This is a genomic window from Acetobacter malorum, assembly GCF_002153605.1.
Taxonomy (GTDB): Bacteria; Pseudomonadota; Alphaproteobacteria; order Acetobacterales; family Acetobacteraceae; genus Acetobacter; species Acetobacter malorum_A.
The window spans coordinates 1-3751 of record NZ_JOPG01000036.1; the positions used below are offsets into that span (position 1 = coordinate 1).

Below are 3751 nucleotides of genomic sequence, written 5' to 3' on the forward strand. Positions count from 1 at the left end.
GAATGTGAGGGCTGAATGGACACAACCGTGGAGACGCGCCCGCCAGCGCATGCGCCCACCCGGGTTTTACGGCCCCGGCCCACGCGAGCTCAGGCGGAGGAGGCGGTGAGGACGCTGCTCGCGTGGACGGGGGATGACCCGGACCGCGAGGGACTGAGAGGCACACCCGATCGGGTGGTCCGTGCCTATGAGGAGTTTTTCGAAGGCTACGAGGAGGACCCCGTGGCCCTTCTTGAGAGGACATTTGAAGAGACAGAGAATTACAATGAATTGGTGGTGTTGCGGGATATCCGACTGGAATCGCATTGCGAACATCACATCATTCCACTGATCGGCAAGGCGCATGTCGCCTACCTGCCGGACAGGCGGGTCGTCGGTATCAGCAAACTGGCACGTCTGGTCGATGTGTTTGCGCACAGATTGCAGATTCAGGAAAAGCTGACGGCGCAAATCGCCGATACGATCCACAGCGTTCTCAAACCGCGTGGTGTCGCAGTGGTGGTTGATGCGGCCCATCAATGCATGACCACGCGCGGCGTGCACAAACCCGGCGTTAGCATGGTGACCAGTCGCATGATTGGCGAGTTTGAGTCCTCGGAGACGCTGCGCCGGCAGTTTTTCGCCATGGCCGGCATGGGAGGCGCATGATGGGTGCGACCCAGGCCCATGAATCCGCAGCGTTTCGGCCACGCCTCTCCATCGTGCAGGTGGAAGAAAGCACTGATCTGGCGCCCCGCTTCGATGCCGCCGGGCTTCTCACAGTCGTCACGACCGACGCGGAGAGCGGCGATGTTGTGATGGTCGGGGTCATGAACGCGGAGGCTCTCGCTCGCACCATCGAAACCCGTGAAGCGCATTACTGGAGCCGAAGCCGTCAGTGTCTCTGGCACAAGGGTGCGACGAGCGGTCTGATCCAGCATGTTGTCGAATTACGCATCGATGATGATCAGGACGCCGTGTGGCTCCGTGTCAAAACGGCCGGTGTCGGAGCGAATTGTCATGTGGGTTATCGAAGCTGTTTTTACCGGCGTGTTGATCTCCCGGTTGATGAAGGCGTTTCAACCCCGGAAGCCCGGCTCGTCTTCTGTGAAGCAGAGAAGACTTTCGATCCGATCGCCGTTTATGGCGATGCTCCGAACCCGACACAGCTCTGAAGGAACAATGGAAATGGAAAACAAACTTCCCGTTACCGTGCTGTCCGGCTTTCTTGGGGCGGGCAAAACGACGTTGCTCAATCATGTCCTGAACAACCGTCAGGGCTATAAGGTTGCGGTCATCGTCAACGACATGAGCGAGGTCAATATTGATGCCGATCTCGTGCGCGAGGGCGGCAGTAATCTCTCGCGGACCGATGAAAAACTGGTCGAGATGACCAATGGCTGCATCTGCTGCACGCTGCGCGACGATCTGCTGCAGGAGGTGCGGCGTCTCGCGGAAGAGCAGAAATTTGATTACCTTCTTATTGAATCGACCGGGATCGCCGAACCTTTGCCGGTTGCGGCCACGTTCGAGTTTCGCGACGAGAATGGTGTCAGTCTGAGCGATATTGCCCGGCTGGATACGATGGTGACGGTCGTGGATGCCGTAAACCTGCTGCGGGATTATTCTTCAAGTGATTTCCTGAAAGATCGTGGAGAAACGGCAGGTGACGACGACGACCGTGCTTTGGTCGATCTTCTGGTCCAGCAGATTGAGTTCGCGGATGTCGTGATCATAAACAAGATCTCTACCGCGACAGTCGATCAGGTAGACGCCGCCCGGAAAATCATTCGTGCCCTGAATTCGGATGCAGATATCATTGAAACTGACATGGGCCAGGTTCCCATTGAACGGATTCTGAATACAGGTCGCTTTGACTATGACAAAGCGCATCAGCATCCTTTGTGGTTCAAGGAACTTTATGGTTTTGCCAACCATGTGCCCGAAACCGATGAGTATGGCATTCGCAATTTCGTCTATCGCGCGCGGCGCCCGTTTGAACCAGCAAAATTTCAGGCGTTTCTGGATCGTAACTGGCCTGGCGTTGTGCGCGCGAAAGGGCATTTCTGGCTTGCGACACGCCCCGAATGGGTCGGGGAGATGAGCCAGGCGGGCGCACTTGTTCGCAGCGAAGCCATGGGACTGTGGTGGGCTTCCATTCCGAAAAACCAGTGGCCTAACACCGATCAATGGCGTGATTTCGTGTTGGGAAACTGGGATTCTGTTTATGGCGACCGTCGGCAGGAAATCGTCTTCATCGGCACTGCGGAGATGAACGAGGCCGCACTGCGTCGTGATCTCGATGCCTGCCTTGTGCCCGAAACCAACAGTTTTGATCCGGCCCGTTATGCCCATCTGCCGGATCCATTCCCCATATGGCGCCGTCAGTCAGAAAGCCTGGAACCCGCCTGACAGATACGATTGTCAACCACTAATGTTTTCTTGAGGGATCATCAAAAATGAAGACGCGTGCTGCTATTGCATGGGAACCGAACATGCCGCTCGAGATTGATCTGGTCGATCTCGAAGGCCCGAAGGAGGGTGAGGTTCTGGTCAGGATTGTCACCACGAGCCTGTGTCACACCGATATGTTTACCCTTTCAGGGCATGACCCTGAAGGACGCTTTCCGTGCATTCTCGGTCACGAGGGGGTGGGTATCGTCGAGGATGTAGGCAAAAGCGTCACTTCTGTTGTTCCGGGCGATCATGTCATTCCGCTCTACATTCCCGAAGATCCGAACTGTCCGATGATCCGTTCGGGCAAGACCAATCTCTGCTCGACGATCCGTGAGACACAGGCTCTCGGACTAATGCCCGATGGAACAAGTCGCTTTTCCTATAAGGGGCGGCAGATTTTTCACTATATGGGCACAAGCACGTTCAGCGAATACACCGTCCTGCCCGAGATCGCGGTTGCGAAAATTACCAGGGACGCGCCTCTTTCCAAGGCAAGTGTCATGGGCTGTGCCGTGCCGACCGGCATGGGGGCCGTGCGGAATGCGGCAAAGGTCGAGCCCGGCTCTACTGTAGCGGTTTTTGGCCTCGGCGCGATAGGGATGGCCGTTATTCAGGGGGCCGTCATGGCTGGTGCCTCGCGAATCATTGGTGTCGATACCAACCCCGCGAAATTCCTGCTGGCGAAAAATCTGGGGGCGACAGATCTGGTCAATCCGACGGATCATACCGATCCGATCCAGAAGGTGATCGTCGAGATGACGGGCGGCGGAGTGGATTATTCCTTCGAGGCGATCGGACGCGTCGATGTCATGCGGGCTGCGCTGGAATCTTGTCACAAGGGCTGGGGAGAATGCACCGTTATCGGTGTCGCGGGTGCCGGAGAGGAAATTTCCACTCGGCCATTCCAGTTGATTACAGGGCGTGTCTGGCGCGGAACGGCCTTTGGAGGCGTGAAAGGGCGCTCGCAGCTTCCTGGAATGGTGGATGAATGGCTGGCCGGAAAATTCAGTGTTGATCCCTACATCACGCACAACATGACGCATAACCAGATCAACAAGGCCTTCGATCTGCTGCATCGTGGTGAGGCAATCCGGTCTGTCATGCACTACCAGCCTGGTGAGACCATGTCGAACGACCTGCCCGGCGAAATTCTGATGGATGCCTGATCATCGCTTTTTGGCGCCTTTCGCTTCTAACTTTGGAAATCGAGGACCTAACTCATGCTGAGACCAAATCCACGAGGCGACTATCCCGTAGTGGCGGAGAGCGCTTTCGTTGATCCGACGGCTATTCTGTGTGGCCACGTGATTGTTGA

The 3751-nt window shown here is 56.5% G+C and carries 4 protein-coding genes; all 4 read left to right on the forward strand.

The window, feature by feature from the left end; genetic code table 11:
• Positions 1-15 precede the first annotated feature (15 nt).
• Genes folE through HK23_RS12800 form a run of 4 tightly spaced genes read left to right on the forward strand, consistent with a single transcriptional unit; the run spans position 16 to position 3602 of the window.
• Complete coding sequence (folE, locus tag HK23_RS12785; RefSeq protein ID WP_025829285.1) at positions 16-648, forward strand: GTP cyclohydrolase I FolE; 633 nt, start codon at positions 16-18, stop codon at positions 646-648.
• Positions 645-1154: a phosphoribosyl-AMP cyclohydrolase gene (gene hisI, locus HK23_RS12790; RefSeq protein ID WP_025829287.1), complete on the forward strand. Its 510-nt coding sequence runs from the start codon at positions 645-647 to the stop codon at positions 1152-1154. The genes folE and hisI overlap by 4 nt, the downstream gene beginning before the upstream one ends.
• Positions 1155-1167: 13 nt before the next feature.
• The gene (gene zigA / locus HK23_RS12795) at positions 1168-2391 is read left to right on the forward strand and encodes a zinc metallochaperone GTPase ZigA (RefSeq protein ID WP_063908833.1); all 1224 of its coding nucleotides are present in this window, start codon (positions 1168-1170) and stop codon (positions 2389-2391) included.
• Between the two features lie 47 nt (positions 2392-2438).
• Positions 2439-3602 (forward strand): S-(hydroxymethyl)glutathione dehydrogenase/class III alcohol dehydrogenase, encoded by a 1164-nt coding sequence (locus HK23_RS12800; RefSeq protein WP_086654271.1) that lies wholly within the window; start codon positions 2439-2441, stop codon positions 3600-3602.
• The last annotated feature ends 149 nt before the right edge of the window (positions 3603-3751 follow it).